This is a genomic window from Paenibacillus xylanilyticus (assembly GCF_009664365.1).
In the GTDB taxonomy this organism is placed as follows: domain Bacteria; phylum Bacillota; class Bacilli; order Paenibacillales; family Paenibacillaceae; genus Paenibacillus; species Paenibacillus xylanilyticus_A.
This window is the reverse complement of record NZ_CP044310.1, coordinates 6,401,302-6,423,483: the sequence shown is the minus strand read 5'-3', so window position 1 is coordinate 6,423,483 and position 22,182 is coordinate 6,401,302. Positions and strand designations below refer to the sequence as shown.

Annotated in this window: 17 protein-coding genes; all 17 read left to right on the top strand. The window is 46.6% G+C overall.

Translation table 11 applies throughout. The features are described from left to right. Positions 1–3 precede the first annotated feature (3 nt). Complete coding sequence (locus F4V51_RS28615; protein WP_153980493.1) at positions 4–936, top strand: ABC transporter ATP-binding protein; 933 nt, start codon at positions 4–6, stop codon at positions 934–936. 7 nt (positions 937–943) lie between these two features. After that, the gene (gene opp4B, locus F4V51_RS28610; RefSeq protein WP_153980492.1) at positions 944–1,906 is read left to right on the top strand and encodes an oligopeptide ABC transporter permease; all 963 of its coding nucleotides are present in this window, start codon (positions 944–946) and stop codon (positions 1,904–1,906) included. 27 nt (positions 1,907–1,933) lie between these two features. After that, positions 1,934–2,839: an ABC transporter permease gene (locus F4V51_RS28605; RefSeq protein ID WP_153980491.1), complete on the top strand. Its 906-nt coding sequence runs from the start codon at positions 1,934–1,936 to the stop codon at positions 2,837–2,839. A 17-nt stretch (positions 2,840–2,856) separates the two neighbouring features. Continuing rightward, a complete protein-coding gene (locus F4V51_RS28600) occupies positions 2,857–4,683 on the top strand; it encodes an oligopeptide ABC transporter substrate-binding protein (protein WP_153980490.1) in 1,827 nt (608 codons plus the stop codon). A gap of 302 nt (positions 4,684–4,985) precedes the next feature. Then, positions 4,986–5,879, top strand: a complete 894-nt coding sequence (locus F4V51_RS28595; RefSeq protein WP_236146669.1) for a D-alanyl-D-alanine carboxypeptidase family protein — start codon at positions 4,986–4,988, stop codon at positions 5,877–5,879. A 104-nt stretch (positions 5,880–5,983) separates the two neighbouring features. Further along, positions 5,984–8,416, top strand: coding sequence for a S9 family peptidase (locus tag F4V51_RS28590; RefSeq protein ID WP_153980489.1), 2,433 nt, complete (start codon positions 5,984–5,986; stop codon positions 8,414–8,416). Between the two features lie 281 nt (positions 8,417–8,697). Then, positions 8,698–10,290 (top strand): MFS transporter, encoded by a 1,593-nt coding sequence (locus F4V51_RS28585; RefSeq protein ID WP_153980488.1) that lies wholly within the window; start codon positions 8,698–8,700, stop codon positions 10,288–10,290. Between the two features lie 258 nt (positions 10,291–10,548). Further along, positions 10,549–11,583, top strand: coding sequence for an LCP family protein (locus tag F4V51_RS28580; protein ID WP_153980487.1), 1,035 nt, complete (start codon positions 10,549–10,551; stop codon positions 11,581–11,583). 186 nt (positions 11,584–11,769) lie between these two features. Beyond that, the gene (locus F4V51_RS28575) at positions 11,770–12,195 is read left to right on the top strand and encodes a CBS domain-containing protein (protein WP_153980486.1); all 426 of its coding nucleotides are present in this window, start codon (positions 11,770–11,772) and stop codon (positions 12,193–12,195) included. A 183-nt stretch (positions 12,196–12,378) separates the two neighbouring features. After that, the gene (locus F4V51_RS28570; protein WP_095290575.1) at positions 12,379–12,681 is read left to right on the top strand and encodes a MazG-like family protein; all 303 of its coding nucleotides are present in this window, start codon (positions 12,379–12,381) and stop codon (positions 12,679–12,681) included. Positions 12,682–12,686: 5 nt separating this feature from the next. Continuing rightward, entirely contained in the window at positions 12,687–13,598 is a 912-nt protein-coding gene (locus F4V51_RS28565; RefSeq protein WP_127537598.1) for a DUF2232 domain-containing protein, read from the top strand. Between the two features lie 11 nt (positions 13,599–13,609). Then, on the top strand, positions 13,610–15,598 hold the full coding sequence (locus F4V51_RS28560; protein WP_127537597.1) for a DHH family phosphoesterase: 1,989 nt from the start codon (positions 13,610–13,612) through the stop codon (positions 15,596–15,598). After that, positions 15,595–16,038, top strand: a complete 444-nt coding sequence (gene rplI / locus F4V51_RS28555; protein ID WP_095290578.1) for a 50S ribosomal protein L9 — start codon at positions 15,595–15,597, stop codon at positions 16,036–16,038. The genes F4V51_RS28560 and rplI overlap by 4 nt, the downstream gene beginning before the upstream one ends. 1 nt (position 16,039) lies before the next feature. After that, positions 16,040–17,401, top strand: a complete 1,362-nt coding sequence (dnaB, locus tag F4V51_RS28550) for a replicative DNA helicase (protein WP_095290580.1) — start codon at positions 16,040–16,042, stop codon at positions 17,399–17,401. A gap of 440 nt (positions 17,402–17,841) precedes the next feature. Further along, on the top strand, positions 17,842–19,128 hold the full coding sequence (locus tag F4V51_RS28545; protein ID WP_153980485.1) for an adenylosuccinate synthase: 1,287 nt from the start codon (positions 17,842–17,844) through the stop codon (positions 19,126–19,128). A gap of 172 nt (positions 19,129–19,300) precedes the next feature. Continuing rightward, a complete protein-coding gene (locus F4V51_RS28540) occupies positions 19,301–20,062 on the top strand; it encodes a dermokine domain-containing protein (protein WP_153980484.1) in 762 nt (253 codons plus the stop codon). A 542-nt stretch (positions 20,063–20,604) separates the two neighbouring features. Then, complete coding sequence (locus tag F4V51_RS28535; RefSeq protein ID WP_153980483.1) at positions 20,605–22,137, top strand: peptidoglycan DD-metalloendopeptidase family protein; 1,533 nt, start codon at positions 20,605–20,607, stop codon at positions 22,135–22,137. Positions 22,138–22,182 lie beyond the last annotated feature (45 nt).

Genomic DNA, 22,182 nt, shown 5'->3' with positions numbered 1-22,182 from the left:
ATAATGGCATTACTCGAAGTTGAAGGACTCAAAATACATTTTCCGATTCGCGGTGGATTGATCAAACGTGAAATTGGAAGTATCAAGGCGGTTGATGATGTAAGCTTCTCCATTGAGCAGGGACAGACTTACGGACTCGTTGGTGAATCAGGCTCAGGCAAAACGACGACAGGGAGAGCCGTTATCGGACTCAACCATGTAACAGCCGGAAAAATTCTATTTAACGGCAAGGACCTTACCAAAGAGCGCCGTAAGGACAGACAACTCCAGCGAGACGTGCAAATGATCTTTCAAGATCCCTATTCTTCACTGAATCCCAAGAAGAGGGTTATCGATATTATTGCTGAACCTCTACGCAACTATGAGCGACTTACAGCTACGGAAGAGAAGAGACAAGTCAGGGATTTGCTAGAAAAAGTAGGTCTAAGTCCAGAGTCCATCTATAAGTATCCTCATGAATTTTCCGGAGGACAGCGGCAGCGGATCGGAATTGCCCGGGCAATTGCACTGAAGCCGAAACTAATCATTGCAGATGAGCCCGTATCCGCTCTGGATGTATCCGTACAGGCACAAGTGCTTAATTTCATGCAGGAGATTCAAAAAGAGCTAAATCTGACCTATCTGTTCATCAGTCATGACCTCGGAATTATAAGACATATGTGTGATCAGATTGGAATTATGTATAAAGGTCGCTACGTAGAGCAAGGAACGACCGATGATATTTTTGAGAATCCACAGCATATCTATACCAAGCGTCTCATAGCAGCTATTCCGGATATGGATCCAACCAAACGTGACGAGATGACTGCTTTCCGTCAGCAGGTTAAATCCGAGTATGAGAATTCATACCGAAACTTCTTTGATGAGGAAGGGCTTGCTTACTCGCTCAAATCCATTTCCAATACTCACCGAGTAGCTCTACCTCAGAAAGGTTGAAGGCCATATGTGGAATATAATACTACGAAGAATCATGATTATGATCCCTCAGATCTTTTTGCTTAGTCTCTTGGTATTCTTGATGGCCAAGGCGATGCCAGGCGATGCACTAACAGGCTTGCTTGACCCAAGCATAGATCCTAAGGCTCTGGATGAACAAAGAGAACGACTTGGACTCAACAATCCATGGTATATACAGTATTGGGACTGGATCAGAAATGCAGCACAAGGTGACTTCGGGCAATCTTTCCGATTTAAAATGCCAGTTATGGACTTGATTGGTCAACGGATCTCAAATACATTCTGGCTGGCTTTTGCAACGCTTGTGTTCACATACTTAATCGCAATTCCACTCGGTATTATCAGTGGTCGTTACAACGATACATGGTCTGACCGTTTAATTACGGGTTACACCTATTTAGGTTTTGCAGCACCTTTATTTATTTTTGCACTCGTTATGTTATGGATTTTTGGGTTCCACTTCGGGTTATTCCCAACTGGAGGCAGCGTAGCACCTGGACTTACACCAGGAACATTTAGTTACGTTGCAAGCAAGTTCTATCATCTGTTATTACCGGCCTTATCCATGGCGTTGATCGCTACAGTATCCACGGTTCAATACTTACGTAGTGAAATTATCGATATTAAGCACAAGGAATTTGTTCTCACTGCGAGGGCCAAGGGCGCCTCGGAATCACGAGTTTACAACAGGCACATTCTAAGAAACTCTCTACTTCCGATTGCTGCATTCTTTGGTTATGAGATCACTGGACTTATCGGAGGTACCATTATCATTGAGGGTATATTCAGTTATCCGGGCATGGGTCAGCTGTTTCTTAACTCAATCTCTCTTCGGGATTTCAGTGTTGTGACTGCGCTTGTCCTGATATTTGGTATCGCCACAATTCTGGGCTCGCTGTTATCTGACATTATTCTTGGATTGGTAGATCCACGTATACGGATCAAGTAAGAACTTGAAGATTTCGGGGTGAATAAGATGAGCAAGGCCAATGATGTCGTTATAACTTCACAGAAGATAGATAAAAGCCCCTCTAGCTTGAGTATCTTATGGAGGGAGCTAGTCCGGGATAAAGTGGCGCTAATTTCGCTCATATTTTTAGGATTAGTTTTATTACTAGTTTACGGAACCGCTTTGGTTCTGGATCAGGATGAAATTGTTAAAGTAGATCTATTCGCCTTGTATGAGCCGCCTTCAGCCCAGTATTGGTTAGGAACAGATTACGGCGGGCGAGATGTATTCGGACAATTAGTCATAGGTACTCGGAACTCATTATCCATTGCCATTCTTGTTACGGTAATGACAGGATTCTTGGGAATCGTGATTGGTTTATTGTCCGGTTACTTCGGAGGATTGATTGATAATATATTCATGCGTGTCGTGGATTTCTTCATGGTTCTACCGTTCATGATGATCGTTATCGCGTTTGTTACAGCAGTACCCAAATATAGTATTACTTCGTTCTCACTAATCATGACTGCTTTCCTATGGATGGGAATTGCCAGATTGATTCGGTCTAAGGCATTACAGGAGCGCGAACTTGAATATGTAAAGGCATCAAAAACGTTGGGTTCTTCCCATCTCAAAATCATGCTTTCACAGGTTCTACCTAATCTGAGCTCCATCATCATCGTAACGATGACATTGAACCTTGCTGCCAATATTGGCCTTGAATCCGGGCTGTCTTTCTTGGGATTTGGATTCCCTGAGAGCACACCGAGTCTTGGAACACTCGTAAGTTATGCACGTAATCCGCAAACCCTGGAAACCAGATGGTGGATATGGCTACCTGCGTCAGTACTTATTCTGGTATTGATGTTGAGTATAAATAATGTCGGTCAAGCCCTTAAGCGTGCGACTGATGCAAGACAAAGAAGAGGTTAAAAAGGGAGGAAAGGTTCATGAAAAAGAGATTTTTTTCACGGGGACTATTTTTCACGATGATGTTGGTCTTCGTACTGGCGCTTGCGGCGTGCTCGGAGAAAGAGGCAGCAACACCAACGCCTTCTTCGAACACAGGGGAGACGAAGACAGAGGAGAAGCCTGCTAATGAAGAGGGCGTGTACTCCATTGAGGACTTTAACAATGTTAAAACCAACGAAGGAACTGCCATTGAAGGTGGATCTATCACATTTGGACTTGTATCAGATACTGCTTTTGAAGGTACACTGAATTACAATTTTTACTCGGGCGATCCTGACGTGCAAGTTCTGGGTTGGTTCGATGAAGGTTTGCTGACTTGGGATAAAGACTATGTATACACCAATGATGGTGCAGCAACGTATGAAACATCCGAAGATGGAAAAACGTTCACACTAACCATTCGTGATAATGTAAACTGGCATGATGGTAAGCCGGTAACGGCAGAAGATTTGCAATTTGCTTATGAAGTTATCGGTAACAAGGCTTATGATGGTCCTCGTTACGATTCCAACTTCACAAGCGTAGTAGGTATGGATGAATACCATGCTGGTAAAGCAAAAACGATCTCCGGTATCAAAGTGCTGAGCGACAAACAAATCAGCATCACATACAAAGAATCTACACCGTCCCTGCTGACAGGTGGCGTATGGACATATCCGCTGGCTAAACATATCTTCGGTGATATGGATGTAGCCAAAATGTCCTCTTCCAAAGAAGTGCGTGAAACTCCAATCGGTTTTGGTCCATTTAAAGTGGAAACCATCACTCCAGGTGAGTCTGTAACATTTGTGAAAAATGAAGACTACTGGCGTGGAGCTCCAAAACTGGATAAAGTGACTTTGAAAGTTATCAACCCAACAACGGTTGTTCAAGAATTGAAATCTGGCGGGGTAGACCTCGTGGATGCATTCCCTACAGATCAATATAAAGACAATGCAGATATGTCCAATGTGGAATTCCTGGGTGCAATCGACCGTGCTTATACGTACATCGGTTTCAAACTGGGTACATGGGATGAAGAAAACGGAAAAGTTGTAACGAATCCTGATGCAAAAATGGCTGACAAAAACTTGCGTAAAGCGATGTGGATGGCTGTAGACAACGACCAAGTCGGCAAACGTTTCTACAACGGTCTGCGTTGGAACGCAACAACATTGATTCCGCCGTCTCACCCTGAATTCCATGATTCCAACAATCCAGGTGTAGCCTATGATCCTGAAGCAGCCAAAGCTTTGCTTGATGAAGCTGGCTACAAATTGGACGGAGAATTCCGTACCAATCCAGATGGATCACCACTGGAGATCAATTTCGTATCCATGACAGGTGGCGACACCGCTGAACCACTGGCACGTTATTATGTTCAATCCTGGGCAGCAATCGGCCTGAAAGTGAACCTCGAAATGGTTGAGTTTAACAGCTTCTATGACCGTGTAGGTAACACTGGTAAAGATGATCCAAACATCGATGTGTACCAAGCAGCATGGGGTGTAGGTATTGACGTAGACCCAGCAGGCCTGTATGGTCGCGATGCACTGTATAACTTCTCCAGATTCTCTAGTGAGAAAAATGATGAGTTGCTTGCAAAAGGTGTCTCTGCTGAAGCCTTCGACGTAGAGAAACGCAAAGAAATCTACAATGAATGGCAGCAGTACATGGTTGATGAAGTTCCAGTATTCCCGACACTGTACCGTGCTGTAGTAGCACCGGTCAACAAACGTGTAATGAACTACGCGATTGGTGATGGAACAGGTATCTACCTGAGCGATCTGGCTGTTAACGCAGATAAACCAGTAGTGGCTGAGTAATTATACTTTTCTTATTCTAATTATAAGTGCCTTGTTCTCAAGGAAAGGTTACTTTTGATTCTATGAGCAGCCATAAGGATTGGGGTCCTTTGACGAAGTCGGTTGCTAGATCGAGTAAATGAATTCCTCTGGGTACGATAAAAAGTGTCATTTAAAACATGGATTCTATCACTCTGGCATGGGGTGAATAGAGTCCATGTTTTTTTGATGACAAAAAAATAAAAAAAATTTAACTTTTTTGCAAAAAAGTGCAGACCAAATGCCTCTTTCATTCGTCTATATCTATAAGAGGTGATTCACTGATGAAAAGATGGTGGAAACGGGCAGGAATGCTGCTGGCTCTGCTGGTCATTATATATGTGGGTGTTAAACCGGACATACTGATAGGCAAACCGGGAATCAAGGCGGAATCTGCAGTACTGATGGATTTGAGTACAGGCAAGATCCTGATGGATTATAACGGTTCATTAGAAATGGCCCCTGCGGGTATCAGCAAGTTGATGACAGAGCTGCTCGTCATGGAAGCTGTTATGAATGGCGAGGCACGCTGGGATGATGCGGTTAATGTTAGCCTGTACGCCAGTTCGGTGGGAGGTACTCAGCTTGCACTTAAGCAAGGGGAGAAGTTTACAGTACAGGAGCTTTTCCAGACGATGGCGGTGTATTCCGCTAATGATGCAGCTGTCGCGCTTGCAGAGCATATTGGTGGTACAGAGCAGTCGTTTGTACAGATGATGAACGAGAAATCCTCGGAGATTGGCATGTCAACGGATACCATCTTCAGGAACTCAACGGGACTAAGTGAGAAACAGCTGGGTCCTCATCGTCCTGATGTAATTCAGGGACAGACGGTCATGACAGCTACGGATGCATGCAAACTAGCACAATATCTGATTGAAAATTACCCCGAAGTACTTCAGGTCTCCAGCCAAACTCAGGTCTCCATGCATCAAAAAGGGATTTATATGAGTAACAAGAACTGGATGCTATCTTCCATTGGAGGACCTTACGCTTACGATGGCAATGATGGATTGAAAACGGGCTATGATCCACTTACAGGCTACCACTTTGTAGGAACAGCAGAGCGCGACGGTAAAAGACTGATCTCGGTTGTATTCGGTACAGAAAGCCGCGAAAGCCGTTTTAACGAAACGCGTAAACTCCTCAATTATGGTTTCTCCGGGTCAAAGAATTAAATGTTGCCGTATTCCCCTAACTGTAAACTTATGGATGATCGTGGTACAATGATTTACGAATAATTCCAAATTATTCTGTAATTCACTTATAAGGGGGATTAATATTGAACGCAATTAGCAAAAAGGTATATGCTGTAACGCTAACCATGGCCATGTCTATTGCTCTAATTCAGCCTGCAATTCTGGCAGCCGAAGCAAGCAAGCCTACAGCAGCCGTTGCTGAAGCCATAACCTCGAAGGCAGCACAGACGCTCCAGCAACTGGGATACATAGATGGTACAACAGATGGAATGCAACAAACACAGACACCAATAACGCGTGCTCAAGCAGCAATCATCCTGCAACGTGTACTTAAGCTCGATACACCTGCTTCTCTTATAGGCTTCGCTGATGTTCTGGCTCAAGATGAAGCCGCACCAGCCATCTATGCATTGAAGCAAAGTGGTCTCATTCGGGGACAAGCCAAAGGCTATGCACCGGATGCACCACTTACGCGAGCACAGATGGCCTCATTATTTACCCGTGCATTTGGATTGAAGGATAATGGAATACAGGTCGTATACAGTGATATGAAACAGATTCCCGCTGTACATGCCGAGGATGCGATTCGCCTCAAGCAGCATTTTATCATTGAAGGCAGTGCATTTAATGCCAAGGGTACAGTGACTCATGGTGAATTTGCCGAAGCATTGTATCTGGCACTAGGGCTTGATGTAGCAGCTGAGGGACTTACCCCATTAGAGGATTTCTTCAAGCAGCCAGCTCAGGCTGGATTCCAGATGTCGCCGGACGGCAAACATATGGCCTATCTGGAACCATGGAATAACCGCATGAACGTTGTGGTTAAGGAAAATGGAGGCTCGGGCAAGCCGACCCGGATTACGAGTGAAACCGATCGCAGTATTGCTGCCTTTGTATGGGCTACTGATGACAAATTGCTGTATGTGAAGGATGAAGCCGGAGACGAGAATTATCATATTTATGTTACGGATATGGATGGGAAGAACAGCAAGGATCTTACCCCATATCCCAATACAAGAGCCATGTTGGTTGATCCGCTGGAGAGCATTCCAGATGAAATTCTGGTGGGCATGAACAAACGTGATCCTCGGATCTTTGATGTGTACCGCATCAACATTAAGACAGGCGAAGCTGTGCTTGCTGCCGAGAATCCAGGTAATATCTCGGGCTGGTTAACAGACCACGAAGGTAAGATTCGTGTAGCCGTTTCCAGTGATGGCAACGTATCCTCGTTAATGTATCGAGATTCGGAGGATAAACCGTTTGAGCCATTGCTAACCACAGAGCTGGGAGAGACGTTTGTTCCATTGATGTTCACCTATGACAACAAAAATATCTATGTTGCATCTAACCTGGATCGGGATAAAACAGCTATCGTAGAATTTAGCCCGAGCACCAAGAAGGTAACTAAAACCATTTATGAAAACAAAGATGTGGATGTAACCAGCTTCATACCTTCGAAAGAGAAGGGGACAATTCTTGCAGCAGTTTATGAGACAGACAAGGTAAACTATGAATTCTTCGATAACGAGTTCAAGAAATTAATGCAGGATCTTCAAGCCAAAGTGCCCGGCAAGGAAGTTAGCATTTCCAACATGAGCGAAGAAGGTCAGGTCCTGTTCGCTGCTTATAGTGACAAGTCGATGGGCACCTACTATTTCTACGACTCGAAGACAGGCAAGCTGGATAAACTGGCTGATGCTGCACCATGGATTGATGAGAGCAAAATGTCAGACATGAAACCTGTGACATATACGTCACGTGATGGTTTAACCCTTCATGGCTATCTGACACTCCCTAACGGGGCGGAAGCTTCCGGGCTACCACTCGTTGTTGTCCCTCACGGCGGTCCTTGGGCACGTGACTCATGGGGCTTCAGTCCGGAAGTCCAGTTCCTTGCCAGCCGCGGCTATGCTGTACTGCAGGTGAACTTCCGTGGCTCTACAGGCTATGGTAAAGCGTTTCTGGATGCAGGAAACAAAGAGTGGGGCAAAGCGATGCAGAACGATCTTACGGATGGCGTAAACTGGCTGGTGAAAGAAGGGACAGTTGATCCAGAACGTGTAGCCATTTATGGAGGATCTTATGGAGGCTACGCAGCGCTAGCTGGACTGGCATTCACACCGGACGTGTATGCCGCCGGCATCAGCTATGTGGGACCTTCCAATCTGTTCACCCTGCTGGATTCCCTTCCACCCTATTGGGAATCTGAGCGGAACATGTTCTATGAGCGCATGGGTGATCCGGTGAAAGACAAGGAGCTGCTGACTGCAGCCTCACCTTTGTTCCATATCGATCAGATGAAGGCGCCGCTATTTGTCGTACAAGGTGCGAATGATCCGCGGGTTAAACAGGCAGAGTCTGATCAGATCGTGGAAGCACTGCGCAAACGTGGAGTGGATGTACCATACATGTTAAAAGCGAATGAAGGCCATGGTTTCGCCAATGTCGAGAATCAGCTTGATCTGTATCGAGCCATTGAGAAATTCCTCAATCGTCACCTGATGCAGGAATAGTGTACATTCGAGTTATCTGTTTCTCTAAAATAAGAAGCCATAGGTTATCTTCATAAGTCAGCGAGCTGTCCCTCAGATTAGATTTAAACATAATCTGGGGGCAGCTTTTTTTATTAAAAGCATGCTATTAACACTGGAAATCCATATCAATGAATTGACATATAAAATCCTTTTGTTTTAAAATGACCAGTGAGTCATTAATGTTCTGTTTTGTTTAATATATATGTAGCATCCCGGCATAAGGCTGGGTCATTGTGATCTGATCGGGGAGGTAAGAAGAGATGCAAAAACAAATGAAATGGCCGCTCATTTTATTTGCGATAGGGGTATTCATGGCTGCACTCGATAATGGTATTATCACGTCATCGCTGACGACGCTAAATGCTTCGTTTGGAGTATCTCCGACGTGGGGAGCATGGACAATTACCCTCTATACGCTTGGTCTTGCGGTAAGTGTACCGATTGCAGGGAAGCTGTCGGACCGTTATGGCCGCAAAAAGCTGTTTTTAATTGAAGTCGCGTTGTTCGGAATAGGATCATTGCTTGTCGCACTGAGTCCTTCATTTACCTTCTTCCTGGTTGCGCGTGTCATTCAGGCGCTGGGCGGTGGCGGGATCTTTATCATTGCGAGTTCGTATGTGCTGAGCAAGTTTCCTGCTGAACGTCAGGGTACAGCCTTGGGCCTGCTTGGAGGCATGAATGGTGTTGCTGCGATTCTGGGGCCGAACATTGGTGCTTTTATTTTGGATATTACGGGAAACTGGCACTGGTTATTCCTCATTAATGTACCGATTGCCATTCTCTTATTTATCGCGGGCATTCGATTCATCCATGAAGAACAGGAGTTGAACCGCGCTGCTGTGGACTGGAGTGGTATTGCTGTTCTCACACTCGGGGTACTAAGTTTAATGTACAGCTTCAGTAATCTGGACGGTGTCGATATGCTGCAGAGTCTCGGTTCGCCAATGTTCTATGGTTTCTTCCTGGCAGGTGTGGTCATTCTGGTGCTCTTTTACTTTTTGGAAAAAAGGCTGGAAGGCTCGCAACGTGAACCTGTCGTATCAACTCAGCTTCTTGGCATTGCGTCCTTTCGGTGGACGCTGCTGATTGCCTTTTTCTCGGGAGCCATTCTGGCATCCGTGATCTTCATTCCAGGCTTCGTGGAGCAATATCTGGGTGTATCCAGTACAGCTTCAGGTTATTGGTTTACCCCGCTTGCCTTGGCATCAGGAATTGGCGCAGGTGGTGGGGGTTACCTGGTTGACCGCAAAGGACCAATCTGGACCTTATCCGTCGCCGGTTTGCTGTCTGCCATTGGATTCTTGCTATTCCCGCTATGGGTAGAGCATATCTGGCAGTTCGTTATTGCGAGTGTACTGGTGGGGATCGGTTTCGGCATGATGCTGGGGGCGCCGGTAAACGTGCTCGTCACGGAACAGGCTGGTGAGAACAACAAGGGCATTGCCGTAGCAACTAGTTCCTTGTTCCGCCAGATGGCGATGGCCATTGCGCCTACCATCTTTGCAGGATTTCTCGCCCGTTCGTTCTCCAACCTGGGCTCCAATATTCAGTCAGGTCTCGCGGATCAGGGGATTCAGGTTCCTCCAGAGGTACTTCAACAGTATGCCTCAGGAGCAGGAGGAGCATCGGGTAGCGATGTGGCGAGTCTGACGGAAGGGTTGTCCCAAATTCCCGACCCGGGTATTCGGGATATGCTGCTCCAAGCCGTTCATCAAACGACCGGTCAAGGTTACAACGGGTTGTTCTGGTCTGCCGTTATCTTCAGTGTGCTGACCCTGGCCGCTGCCCTGATTACTGGACGTTTGCGTTCACGAGAGAAAAACAAACGTGTGGATACAGTATCCACCAATTGACCTTCTAGAATAGATATACGTATAATTTGAAGAGAACAGCCTTACCTTTGAACGAGTCAAAAAGGAAGTGCTGTTCTTTTCAATTTAACCGTATTGTAACTTTTCGCCCTGTAGCAATGTTTAAAATAGAACGAGCGTGAGCGCTGTTCCTGTCCGAGATAGAGAAAAGTTCAGAGAGCACCGTGTCATAAGCAGTTTCAGACGTTTAATGATAGGTAGTATCGAATTTCATTTTGACAGTGAAGAAGGAATCGATGAATGAAAAGCAGAACTAAAGAAAAGAAGAAGAAAAGAAGAAAAGGCATATATATTACTCTCGTGTCGCTCGTTGTTTTGTTGATTGGCGGATATTTGTTTCGCCAGCAGCTCGCTGTAGCTGCATTTGACCTTTTCCTGGCAGGCTCTGTAGAGGGCCAATTGTCCAAATCGTATGTTCCGCAGGAGGGCAATAAAACGCCTGATCCAACCGTCTATCGCAAAGAGCCATTTTCGGTGCTGCTGCTTGGTTCTGACAAACGTGCTTACGAGAAAACGCGTGGTCGCTCGGATACGGTCATTTATGCCGTGGTCAGACCGAAAGAATCACGTGTATTGCTCGTATCCATCCCCCGCGATACTTATGTACAGATTGTTGGACGTGATGCCAACAAGGATGGCGTAGATGATTACGACAAGCTTGCGCATGCCTATGCTTTCGGAGGGGAGAATATGTCCATCAATACGGTGGAGAAGTTTCTGGATGCGGATGTAGGCTATTATGCAACGATCAATTTTGACGGAATCAAAAAGGTCGTGGATGCGCTTGGTGGGGTGAAGCTGCCGATAGAAGAGGATATCGTGAACAAGGATCCGAACCACGTGCAATTCATGATTGAAGGCGGCAAACCGATCTATGATGGTCAGGAAGCTCTCTATTATGTAAGATACCGCGAGGATAGTGATTTTAATCGTACCAAGCGGCAGCAGATTTTCCTGAACGCCATGGCAAACGAAATGCTGAGTTTGAATCAGATCACGAAAATTCCGGAATTGATTCAGATTATGGGAGAGAACTTCCAGACAGACATGCAGCCATCATTTATTACCGATCTGGCCAAACAGGTCATGACCCAGGATAAACCGCAAATCTCGAGCTTCACCATTCTCGGCGAAGGGATGCGCAAAGACGGTATCTATTATGGTCAGGCGGATGAGAAGGATGTCCAATATGCCAAAGAGCTGATTAACAACTGGATGGATGAATCGACCCCAGCCGGTGAAGTCATGGTTCCAGACCGGCAAGCGATCGACTAATGAATTCCATACAGACCATGTGTATGACAACAATCAGCAGTACGTTAATGAGCGGGCTGCTGATTTTTTTTCATTGGAGGGCAATTTCAACCTATTTCAACCTTTTGGAACATCTTGCGTTTTGATTCGTATAATATAAGTTGAGGCGTAACTTGAAGTAGAAATACAAGGAGGATACGTAAGGGTATGAACATCGCATTTTTTTTGCTGCCTAAGCAAGAGGTTACCTGTGTAACGTCGGATTCTACTCTGCGGCAAACGTTGGAACGGATGGAATATCACCGGTTTACGGCGGTACCCATTTTGAATAAGGAAGGCAAATATATAGGCACGGTTACCGAAGGTGATCTGTTGTGGTATATGAAAAACGCTGAGGGAAAGATTACATTTGAAAACGCTTCAAAATTTCTGCTCAAAGATGTACCTCTTCGCCTCGATATTAAGCCAGTATCCATTGATGCCAATATGGAAGACCTGATCAATCTCGCCAAGGTACAGAACTTTGTGCCTGTAGTTGATGATATGGAACGTTTTATTGGTATTGTACGGCGCAGTCAGATCATTGAATACTGTGAAGGCATTGTCTCCAAAGAGTCCATGAAAGCCAAGTAAGAAATAGTAAATGAAATGAAGCTTCAGTGAACGCGGATAATCAGAGCCTCTCAGTATCATGTTAAGCATTAGGAAGCATAAGAAGAGCGGGCATTTTCCTGCCATGGGGGATGATTTTGTGGACCCCCTTTTTATGCTATAATGGAGAATAAAGCTTTTTCGGGGAGAGTGACTTTCGCCAATATGCCTAAAGAACTGGATGTAGCCAAACGCGCTAAAGTGATTGAATGGCTGAAAACCGAAGTACTTGACCAGGTTTCCCGATTGTTCAAAGCGTTATGGGAAGGCAGTACCTCCCGCATCGGGGACAGTCTCGCCAGTCTGATGATGAGTAGTTACATATTGGGCCGCAGGCTCGGTATTCCTTTCAAGGATCTGGATGCATTGTTAATTGAGAAATTGAGAAAGCACAAATCGGAAGGTCACCAGCTTGAAGACTGGTACCAGGATATATCCGCGCTAGAAGATCATATGCGTAAGAGGTGAATTTGTTGAAATTTAGCTTGAAGTCAGCCGTCTGGAGCGCAGTATACCTGCTCTTGCTGCTTTCGCTGTTAACTCCTTTATCGGTTCTCGCCATATTTTTCATGATGGTACCCGGAGTTATTTTGTATGCTTCCTTATCTGTGAAATCATTTATATGGCACCTTGTTCCGGTAGCGGTCATATTAGTCCTGTTTCATCCGATCTATCTATTACTGCTGCTGCTGTTCACCCTGCCTGCGATCATTATGGGTAATGCCTATAAGAAAAGGAAATCGGCCTTGTTCGCATTATTGGCGGGAACCGGAGCCATGCTGGCAGAATACCTGCTGCTGTTGCTGATTGGAAGTGTCATCTTCCAATTCGATCTGTCGAGTTATATTGATGATGTAGTGAGACTTACCATTGAACCACTAACGAATACGTCTAATCAAATGGTAAATGGCTTTGCGTGGACACCTGAAATGACTCAGGATGTCGCAAGGCAGACACAGCTCATGATTCCGTTCGCTTTGGTTGTGACATCCATGGTGATGTCGCTCATCACACACGTGATTGCTCGTCCTATTTTGAATGTGATGGGTGTATCCGTATCGAAGCTGCCACCAGCGCGCGAATGGCGTATGCCTCGTGCACTGATCTGGTATTACTTCCTGGCACTGCTCTTCGAGGTCATCTCCAGACAGAGCGATGGGACATACTGGACCATGATTGCGATGAACTTGTCGCCTTTGATTAATCTGGGCTTCATGATTCAAGCCATCGGTTTCTTCTTCTTCCTGGCACATGCGAAGAAGTGGAACCCGGTTATACCGTATTTGCTGGCGGTTGCGGTCTTCTTCATTGGGCCGCTTCGGATTATCGGGATTATCGATCTGGCGTTCCCGCTTCGCGAGGCAATATCGAGACCAAAACGTTAGGGTGATGAGTCATGCCTAAATTTCTGAAGAAACGCTGGCACGGCTACTATACCGTATGGGCGTTCATACTGCTGCTTCTGCTTGTTATGTTCGTGACCATCTATAACTGGGCGCTTGGTTTGATTAGTCTGATACTGGCTTCAGCGCTGGGAATCGTCATGATCAAGGCGGAGATGGCGTTCCGCCGCGAGCTTAACGACTACATTAACGGCCTGTCCATTCGCATTAAACGAATGGAGGGCGAAGCAATCAGCATGCTCCCATTCGGGATCGTGCTGTACAGCGAGGATCGTACGGTAGAGTGGCACAACCGTTTCGTTGGGGAGATGTTTCAGGAAAAGACAATGGTGGGCAATCCACTGCTTAACCTTTTCCCGAAGCTGCCTCAGCCGAAAGAAAAAAAGGATGGAACCAAAGAACCGGCCAAGGAGCTTCATGATGAGTTCCAGTTGGATGACCGGTTCTATGGCGTTATTCATAATCCGCAGGAGCGGTATGTATATGTTTACGAGATCACAGAGCTTGCCATTCTGCGAGACAAATATGAGAATGAACGCATCGCACTGGGGATTCTGGTATTGGATAATCTAGATGAGGCAGCACAAGGGATGGACGATCAGCAGCGTACTGCGCTTATTGCGCGGGTAACAAGCGAGATTACATCCTGGGCGAAGAGATATGAGGTTTACTTACGCCGTCTCTCTTCTGACCGCTATCTGATGATGCTGAATCATAAATCGCTGCAGGAGCTCGAACAGAGCCGTTTCGTCATCCTGGATGAAGTGCGAGAGATGACGGCAGATCTTAAAGTTCCGATGACACTCAGTATTGGACTCGCATTTGGTTCGGATACGATCAGTGAGATGGGTGAACTGGCACAGTCCAGTTTGGATATGGCGCTTGGACGCGGCGGGGATCAGGCTGCTGTGAAGTCCGGACAACGCCTGTCCTTCTACGGCGGGAAATCCAATGCTGTGGAGAAACGCACACGGGTCAGAGCCCGGGTAATTGCCCATGCCTTGCGTGATTTGATGCAGGAGAGCGATCGAGTGCTGATCATGGGTCACAAGATGCCTGACATGGATGCAATCGGAGCTTCAATTGGCGTGTGGAAGGCAGCAAGCTTATACAATGTAGAAGCAAGAATCGTCCTGGATGGCATCAACCCGTCCATCGAACGATTGATGGAGCAGGTGAACAAGGATGAGAAATTGTCCAAAGCCTTCGTCTCACCTGAACAAGCGACACAAATGATGACAGAGCATACGTTGCTCGTGGTGGTGGATACCCATAAGGCATCGATGACGATGGAACCGAAGCTTGTGCAATCGGCCAATCGCGTCGTGGTGGTGGATCACCATCGTCGCGGAGAGGAATTTATTAACGATGCGGTATTAATCTATCTGGAGCCATATGCTTCTTCGGCTGCGGAGCTTGTGACGGAGCTCCTGCAATATATTCATGACAAGGTACAATTTACTCCGCTTGAAGCAACGGCCCTGCTGGCCGGGATTACGCTGGATACGAAGCATTTTGCACTGCATACAGGTTCGAGGACCTTTGAAGCCGCAGGTTTCCTGCGCCGCAGTGGTGCAGACACCATTATGATCCAGCGTCTCATGAAAGAGGATTTGTCAGAATATATTGCTAAGGCAGAAATCATAAAGCATGCTAAAATGGTATACGGGAATATTGCGCTGGCGGTCACGGATCCCGGCAGCAAGATTTCACAGATGATGATTGCCCAGGTGGCAGACACATTGCTGAATATGACGGATGTGGTCGCTTCATTTGTTATTAGTGAGCGTCCGGATGGACTGATTGGCATCAGTGCAAGGTCACTGGGCCGCATGAATGTTCAGGTCGTCATGGAAAGACTTGGCGGTGGCGGACATTTGACGAATGCTGCCGTGCAATTGGAAGGAACGCTTGGAGAGGCAGAAAAACGGCTGATGAACGTACTGGCTGAAATCGAAAAGGAAGAGGGGCTGTTCGAATGAAAGTCATTTTTATAAAAGATGTTAAAGGTCAGGGGAAAAAAGGACAAGTGAAGGAAGTATCCGAGGGATACGCACAGAATTTCCTTCTGCCACGGGGAATGGCACGCTTGGCTACGGACGGTAACATGAAGACACTGGATAACCAGAATGCAGCTGAGGAAAGACGCAAGCAGGAAGAGAAAGCAGAAGCGGAAGTACTCGGCAAAAAGCTGGAAGCAGAAGTCACTGAACTGAAAGCAAAATCCGGCGAAGGCGGCCGATTGTTCGGTGCAATTACAAGCAAACAGATCGCTGAAGCTCTGGCTGCAAAAGGTCTGAAAGTCGACAAACGCAAAATTGAGCTGGACGAGCCTATTCGCACACTCGGCGTAACGCAAGTAACCGTCAAGGTTCACCCTGAAGTGAAAGCTACCTTGAAGGTACAGGTAACGGAGGAGTAAGATGGGCGGCGAAATGTTATTCGACCGGATTCCCCCACAGAACCTGGAAGCCGAACAGGCTGTGCTGGGTGCAATCCTGTTGCAGGGCGAAGCCCTGATTACAGCGATGGAACGGGTGCAAACCGAGGATTTCTATGATAAGCCCCATCAATTGATATTTGAAGCGATGATTCAGCTTGGAGAGGAAAATCAACCGATTGACCTTGTCACGCTGACTTCGCGTCTAAAGGATAAAGGCGAGCTGGAGGACATTGGCGGCGTTAGCTATCTAGCGAAGCTGGCTCATGGTGTGCCTACAGCGGCCAACGTGGATTACTACGCACAGATTATTGAAGAAAAATCGATGCTGCGGCGCTTGATCCGTACAGCTACGCAGATTGTTAGCGAAGGCTATACGGGCGGTGAAGACGTTGCTGCAATGCTCGGTGAAGCAGAGCGGCGCATTTTGGAGATTTCCAACCGTCGTTCCAGCAGCGGTTTTATCGCTATTCAGGATGTACTGATGGAAGTGTTCGACAAAGTCGAGACGCTGCATCAGAACCGGGGAACCACAACGGGAATTCCGTCCGGATTTATCGATCTCGACAAGATGACTGCCGGATTCCAGCGTAGTGACTTGATTATTGTAGCTGCGCGTCCTTCGGTAGGTAAGACAGCCTTTGCCCTGAATATCGCTCAGAATGTTGGCATTCGGGCGCAAGAGACGGTAGCCATCTTCAGTTTGGAGATGTCAGCTGCGCAGCTGGTACAGCGTATGATCTGTGCGGAAGCCAATCTAGATGCAGGGGTTCTTCGTACCGGTGAGTTCAAAGGTGATGAGGATTGGCAAAAGCTGACGATGGGGATCGCTGCATTAAATGAAGCAGAGATCTATATCGATGATACACCAGGGATTACGGTAGCTGATATTCGTGCGAAATGCCGTCGTCTCAAAAAGGAAAAAGGCCTTGGCATGATTCTGATCGACTACCTCCAGCTGATCAGCGGCCGCGGCAAAGCGGGCGAGAACCGTCAGCAGGAAGTATCGGAGATCTCGCGTACACTGAAACAGATTGGCCGGGAACTTGAAGTACCTGTTATTGCCTTGTCCCAGCTGAGCCGGGGTGTAGAGCAGCGTCAGGATAAACGTCCGATGATGAGTGACTTGCGGGAATCGGGTTCGATCGAGCAAGATGCCGATATCGTAGCCTTCCTGTACCGGGATGACTACTATAACCAGGAGACCGAGAAGAAAAATATTATCGAGATTATTATCGCCAAGCAGCGTAATGGTCCGGTAGGTACGGTTGAACTGGTATTCCTCAAAAACTTCAATAAGTTCGTTAACTATGAGCGGGCTCATAATGATGCCTTTGCCATGTAGAAGATAGTTAATATATGTTTCGCTAGTTTATAGAAAAGATTAGGTACTCATCAACTACTAGTTAATACGGACTTATAAATTGATATTAAATACGATATGTAGGGCCTTAATCTATCGTGCAAATAAACCGGAGTTAGCCGTCAAGCTAGTTTTGACAGGCTGCCCCGGTTTTTTGCGTTGGATTATGAGGTTAATTCCGAACATTAGAGTAATGCGATTACCAATTGTTCGCCATTTCATTTGACTTTGAAAAAAGGGACTGGTACACTAGAATTGCTGCGTTAAAGCAGCGAAAACCTTCCTTGATATGTAACACGAGGGAGAGTTTCACTGTCCGTTAGCACGCTTCTCCGCCGGTATTTTCACTTCGAATTCCTGCCGAGATAGAGGACGGACAGACCAATACAAAGGTGCGCAAGGCACCCACGGAGGTATGTACGATGTCAACGGTAGTTGTAGTGGGAACGCAATGGGGAGACGAAGGTAAAGGTAAGATTACGGATTATTTGGCTGAAAGTGCAGACGTGGTCGCTCGTTACCAAGGTGGTAACAATGCAGGACACACGATTCTGATCGACAACAAAAAATATAAACTGACGATGATTCCATCGGGCATTTTCTACACGGATAAAGCTTGTGTTATTGGTAACGGCATGGTTATCAACCCGAAGGCACTTATTGAAGAAATTAACTATATTCATGATAATGATTTTACAACCAAAAACCTGTTCATCAGTGAACGCGCACATATCATCCTGCCATATCACATGGTTCTGGATGCACTGGAAGAAGAGAGCAAAGGTCCAAACAAGATTGGCACAACCGGTAAAGGGATTGGTCCAGCTTACATGGATAAATCTGCTCGGATCGGTATTCGGATGGTTGACCTGCTTGATGCGGAAGAGTTCGAACTGAAATTGCGTCATCTGGTAAAAGAGAAGAACCGTGTGATCGAGCAAGTCTATGGCGGTGAGCCAGTAGATGTAGAAGAAATTCTGAAAGATTATCTGGGATATGCAGAAATCCTGCGTCCGTACGTGCGTGATACATCCGTTGTTCTCAACGATTCCATTGATGAGAACAAAAAAGTATTGTTTGAAGGTGCACAAGGTGTGATGTTGGACCTCGACCAAGGAACGTATCCTTATGTAACTTCATCCAACCCTTCTGCAGGCGGTGTATGTATCGGTTCCGGTGTGGGTCCTGCTCGCATTCAACAGGTCATCGGAGTAGCTAAAGCCTACACCACACGTGTAGGAGATGGTCCATTCCCTACAGAACTGCACGATGCAGTTGGTGATCAGATCCGTGAGACTGGACATGAGTATGGTACCGTAACCGGACGTCCGCGTCGTGTGGGCTGGTTCGACAGTGTTGTCGTGCGTCATGCTCGTCGTGTCAGCGGCATTACAGGACTGTCCTTGAACTCTCTCGATGTGATGACAGGTCTTGAAACGGTGAAAATCTGCACAGGATACAAATACCGTGGAGAGATTATCACACACTACCCAGCTAGCCTGAAAATGCTGGCTGAATGTGAAGCAGTATACGAAGAGATGCCAGGCTGGAGCGAGGATATCACGGGAGCGAAGAAACTCGAAGATCTGCCTGTGAACACACAGAACTATGTGAAACGTGTTTCCGAGCTGACAGGGATTCCAATCGCGATCTTCTCCGTAGGTCGTAATCGTGAGCAAACGAATCAAGTTCTTCCAATCTACGTTTAATATAAGTTGAATCATAGACCCCAGTTATCGCCTCATAAGCGATGACTGGGGTTTTTCGCGTATCTCCTGATATAATCCCGAGATTTCCGTCAATACTGAATAACAGTAGAATCACAGACCTGATGTGCTGACTGCCGCAGACAGGTTGGATAATCGGAGGAGGAGAACAGGGATGAAGTTGCTTCAATGGTTTGCCAAGATCGTACTTACCGTCATGCTGGTTAGTTCATTGACCCTACTGACAACCGGATTAATTGTACAGTCGTATGTGAAATCGCTGCTGGCGAGTTTTAATATTGAGTGGGAAGGTCAACCGCTGGGGTTAACATCCATGTTCCAGGGGGCACTCGGTGGTAAGGCGAGTGAGGAGAACAAACCGGGGGCAGGAACAACGGATCAGCCGACTGGTGCTGAAGAGGAACAAGTTCCAGAGGACGCCATATCGGTCATGGGGAATGGAACAGACCAATCTGAGACAGGCGCTGACAATGGTTCTGGCAATACAGGGAGTGGGTCAGATAAGTCCGACCAGACGGCTTCAGCCGAGGGGGGCGCGAGCAGTAACGGTGACACAGGCAGCAAAGGCTCAGACCCTAATAAGGCTCCAGAAGGTGCTGCGGGAAGTGGAAACGGGACAGCAGCTGGCAATGGTACGGCTGGAACCTCTGGTCATTCTGCTGGCTCAGGTAATGATGATATTGTGGTATCACCAGATGATATTACGGGAACCAAGGACAAGCTGCCTCTGGAGGAAAAAGAGAAGATCTTCAGTCTGCTGATGGCAAAGCTTCCCCAAAATGAAATGCAGCAGATCTCGGGCGCGATGGAAGATGGTCTGACTGAACAGGAATTACGTGATATTGAACAGGTGATATCGAAATATCTGACGAGTGAGGAATACGATAATCTTATGGAAGTGCTTCAGGCTGAATAAGTCATGGTTTACAAATACACATGATGTGTATGCAGCTTGACGTATTTATAGATTCAGGACAGAAATCCACTCTTCAAGGCCTGAGAGCAACCGAGAAATATAGTAGGATAGCATATTCAATTCATATAACCATCCCTTGTCTGAGATCATCTGGCGAGGGATTTTTTGATTGTGTTTTTATGAAAATAATGTCGCATTGTTGTGGGTCTTAGAACCTAGTCTTAAAACTAGACCGAAACTACATAGTATACCTGAACATGAGGCATAATGGGTAAGAATATTCGTCTGCCATGTTATGGATAATACAGGAAAACCAAGCGGGGCGCGGCTTTGGGCTGTGACGCATAGAGTTGAAATGAGTGTAAAACCTGTGTTAAAGTATACGGGTGTGATTAAAGGTTAAAATTTTGACACTTTTATGAGCGCAGCTAAAGTCCTGATTTGCGGACACCCAGAACCAAATATCGACAAACCTGAGACAGACACGGATGGGTGTGTCTTGACAGAAATGCGAACTGAGAAGTGCTGAAAAGGAGAGAATCATGAAAGGTTTCAGAGGCATACGCCAACCGGGCAAAAACCGGGTACACGAACAATCCGGAGAACACCGGACGGCCGAAGACAAAAACAACATGAGCATGTCCAACTTCAGTGTAAATAAAAAGCGCGTCCTGGCCTCGCGTAAATGGATCATTACAGCAGCATGCGGAGTGTTCATCGCTGCATCGGTTGGATTCGCAGGCAAGCAATACGTTGCTGCAAACACCGTTCCATACTACAAGGTCATGGTAAAAGGGAATGAGATTGGCAGTATCGCAGATGAAGCGCAATTACAGAAACTTTTTGCAGACAAAACCGAAGAATACCAAAATAAATATCCTGACGCGGAAATGGTGCTGAACACAGATGGCATCACGACCGAAACGGTAAAAGCTTACAAACCTGAAGTGAACAGTGAAGAAACGCTGGACAAGCTGGATGATATGCTGACAGCATATGCCAAAGGCGTGGAACTCAAAGTGGATGGCGAAGTAATCGGCATTGTGAAGGATCAGGCAACAGCAGATGCCATTCTGGAACAAGTGCAGAGCAAATACATATCGGCATCGGCTGTGCGTAGTTCGCTCAAGACGAAGTCGGTATCGGCTAACTCGTCAAGCAAAGCGGAAGGGCCAAGTACAACACTGAAATCTGTGGACATCAAGGAAGATGTGGCGACAGAGTCAGTGAAGGCTGATCCGAACAAAATATGGGATGTGTCCGAGGCGGTTAAAGCATTAACCGTTGGTAAAGATGCGCCTGTAACCTATGTGGTGCGTGAAGGAGATACGATCTCTTCCATCGCGGCTAAATATGAGATTACGCAAAGCGAGATTCGCAAGAACAATCCAGGCATCAAGGAAACGTCACTGCAGATCGGGGACGAGCTTACACTGACGGTACCTAAACCGGCAGTTACGGTGAAGTCGGTTGAGCAGGTCGTGGAGCAAATTGAGATTAAACCACAGGTTGAAGTACGCAAAAGTGCTGAGCTAAAAGCTGGCACAACCAAAGTGGTACGTCTTGGACAAAGCGGATTAAAAAGCATGCAGTACCGTGTAACCAAGGAAAATGGTGAGGTCATCAAGGAAGAATGGCTGGGCCAGGAAGTCATCAAGGCAGCGGTTACTGAAGTGGTGCTCAGCGGAACCAAAGTGGTTGGTGAGGGTACAGGTGAATTTGCTTGGCCTGTCTCCAACGCAACGATGAGCAGCAGCTTCGGACAACGCTGGGGTCGTCAGCATAAAGGTGTTGATCTGGTAGGTAACCGGGATGTGAAATCAGCCGATGAAGGCGTGGTTACTTTTGCAGGACAGAAGAGCGGGTATGGCAATGTCATTATCATTAACCATCGTAACGGATATGAAACACTGTATGGCCACCTGGACAGCATTGGCGTCAAGGTTGGGCAAGTGATTGAAAAAGGGGAGAGCATCGGCGTTATGGGCAACACGGGTCGTTCGACCGGAACGCATTTGCATTTCGAGATTATCAAGAACGGAACCCCAGAAAATCCGATGACGTATCTTAACTAAGGGAAAGAAATCAGAAGCAAGGTTGGCTGAAATGCCGGCCTTGTT

Coding starts and splice junctions, on each gene's coding strand:
- F4V51_RS28605 (WP_153980491.1), top strand. CDS start 1,934: ATGAGCAAGGCCAATGATGTCGTTATAACTTCACAGAAGATAGATAAA.
- F4V51_RS28575 (WP_153980486.1), top strand. CDS start 11,770: ATGAACATCGCATTTTTTTTGCTGCCTAAGCAAGAGGTTACCTGTGTA.
- F4V51_RS28545 (WP_153980485.1), top strand. CDS start 17,842: ATGTCAACGGTAGTTGTAGTGGGAACGCAATGGGGAGACGAAGGTAAA.
- F4V51_RS28540 (WP_153980484.1), top strand. CDS start 19,301: ATGAAGTTGCTTCAATGGTTTGCCAAGATCGTACTTACCGTCATGCTG.
- F4V51_RS28570 (WP_095290575.1), top strand. CDS start 12,379: ATGCCTAAAGAACTGGATGTAGCCAAACGCGCTAAAGTGATTGAATGG.
- F4V51_RS28615 (WP_153980493.1), top strand. CDS start 4: ATGGCATTACTCGAAGTTGAAGGACTCAAAATACATTTTCCGATTCGC.
- F4V51_RS28585 (WP_153980488.1), top strand. CDS start 8,698: ATGCAAAAACAAATGAAATGGCCGCTCATTTTATTTGCGATAGGGGTA.
- F4V51_RS28560 (WP_127537597.1), top strand. CDS start 13,610: ATGCCTAAATTTCTGAAGAAACGCTGGCACGGCTACTATACCGTATGG.
- opp4B (WP_153980492.1), top strand. CDS start 944: ATGTGGAATATAATACTACGAAGAATCATGATTATGATCCCTCAGATC.
- F4V51_RS28580 (WP_153980487.1), top strand. CDS start 10,549: ATGAAAAGCAGAACTAAAGAAAAGAAGAAGAAAAGAAGAAAAGGCATA.
- F4V51_RS28600 (WP_153980490.1), top strand. CDS start 2,857: ATGAAAAAGAGATTTTTTTCACGGGGACTATTTTTCACGATGATGTTG.
- rplI (WP_095290578.1), top strand. CDS start 15,595: ATGAAAGTCATTTTTATAAAAGATGTTAAAGGTCAGGGGAAAAAAGGA.
- F4V51_RS28595 (WP_236146669.1), top strand. CDS start 4,986: ATGAAAAGATGGTGGAAACGGGCAGGAATGCTGCTGGCTCTGCTGGTC.
- dnaB (WP_095290580.1), top strand. CDS start 16,040: ATGGGCGGCGAAATGTTATTCGACCGGATTCCCCCACAGAACCTGGAA.
- F4V51_RS28535 (WP_153980483.1), top strand. CDS start 20,605: ATGAAAGGTTTCAGAGGCATACGCCAACCGGGCAAAAACCGGGTACAC.